This window comes from Aquiflexum sp. (genome assembly GCF_041751335.1).
Classification (GTDB): Bacteria; Bacteroidota; Bacteroidia; order Cytophagales; family Cyclobacteriaceae; genus Aquiflexum.
In genome coordinates this window covers 1-1,825 of sequence record NZ_JBGSXS010000324.1, presented here as the reverse complement: position 1 = coordinate 1,825, position 1,825 = coordinate 1, and the positions used below count along the sequence as shown (strand labels likewise).

1 protein-coding gene and 1 riboswitch are annotated in these 1,825 nt (G+C 41.6%); the gene reads left to right on the top strand.

The window, feature by feature from the left end:
- Window positions 1-18: 18 nt before the first annotated feature.
- Window positions 19-126, top strand: a riboswitch (SAM riboswitch).
- 433 nt (window positions 127-559) lie between these two features.
- On the top strand, window positions 560-1,729 hold the full coding sequence (locus ACEW8U_RS17910) for a PLP-dependent aspartate aminotransferase family protein (protein WP_373523426.1): 1,170 nt from the start codon (window positions 560-562) through the stop codon (window positions 1,727-1,729).
- The last annotated feature ends 96 nt before the right edge of the window (window positions 1,730-1,825 follow it).

The window sequence follows — 1,825 nt, the reverse complement described above, 5'->3', positions numbered from 1 at the left end:
CATTCACTTCAGGAAACTGATTTATAAAGAAGAGGTGAGAGAACAGGCTCGAAGACCCTCTGGCAACCACCCCGACACATCGGGAAAGGTGCCAAAACCTGCCCGTCCAATCGGGAACTATAAATTAGAGATTATGCCATTATTACAGATTCACACGCTATTTAAAGAGATTGTTTGGTCTTCAGGTATTTGTACCAAGTACAACGTACAATGTACCAAGAGTTGGAACATCCGCCTTTTTTATGATCAGGACTTCAATGAATTTACAAACATCTCAGTTCCAAACAGCCTAGTAATTCGATCAGAAATACCACTCTTTCTTATTTTTATTTCAACCGTTATCAAGAATTTCAACCGCACCCAGAATTTCCGCTTCGCTCTCGTTTTTACTCAATATTTCTACTTTATTTCAATCATATCCCGAATTGCCATTGCTCTCGGGATCTCTGCTTCGCTCCTATTTCTATTATATATTCAATCATATTTCTTCCCTATTTCAACCATCCTGAATCGCAAATTCGTTCGGAATCTTAGAAATTAACCATTAACCAAAACTTAAATGTCCCATTTCGAAACTGAAGCTATCCGAATCTCAGCATCCAAATCCAACCATAAGGAGCATTCTGCCCCATTGTACTTAAGTTCTAGTTTTACTTTCGATTCGGCAGAAGAAGCGCGACAGTTGTTTGCTGAAGAAATCGAAGGGAATATCTATTCGAGATATGCCAATCCCAATTCATCTGACCTGATCCAAAAAGTTTGCGCAGCAGAAGGAACTGATGACGGAATCGCAACTGCTTCGGGTATGGCGGCTATGTTTGGCAGCATTGCCTCTCTTTTGAAACAGGGAGACCATATCCTAGCTTCCAGGTCATTGTTTGGGTCAACACATCAACTGCTGACAAGAGTTTTTCCAAAATGGGGAATAACCTCTACATACGGAGACATTGCTGATACCGCCAATTGGGAGAAGCTAGTCAAACCAAACACCAAAATGCTTTTCATTGAAACCCCTTCGAATCCCGGTTTGGAAATCATTAACCTGGAATGGGTAGGAAAGTTTGCTGAAGCACATAACCTGATTTTGGTAGTGGACAATTGTTTTGCGACACCATACCTGCAACAGCCCGCAAAATGGGGTGCCCATATCGTGACCCATTCAGCCACCAAATACATTGATGGACAAGGAAGGGTATTAGGAGGTTTAATTTTAGGAAAACATGATCTGATCAAAGAAGTACAGTTTTTTACAAGACATACCGGCCCATCGATATCGCCATTTAATGCCTGGATTCTGTCTAAAAGCATGGAAACATTGGCAGTCAGGATGGATAGACATTGTGGCAATGCGCTGAAAGTTGCTGAATATTTCGAGGGTAACAAAGAGATTGAATCTGTGAAATATCCATTCCTCCCCTCCCACCCTAAGTATGAATTGGCAAAAAAGCAAATGTCGCAGGGAGGAGGAATCATCACTTTGACTTTAAAGGGCGGTATCCAAAGGGCGCAGCGGTTTATCGATGCCTTACAGATGATTTCTATTACTGCAAATTTGGGAGACAGCAGAAGCATCATTACACACCCCGCTTCTACCACCCATAGTAAACTGAGTGAAGAAGAAAGGGCCAATGTTGGCATCACAGATGGATTGGTGAGACTTTCTGTTGGCTTGGAACATCATGAAGATATCATTCTGGATGTAGAAAGGGCATTGGATAGCTCCAAATAGGATTTTCTTTCTCAAAGTTATCAATGTCAGAATTTCGGAGCGTCATGCTGAACGTAGAGAAGCATCCCATGAGGTTCAGAAAAAGAATGAATTTGA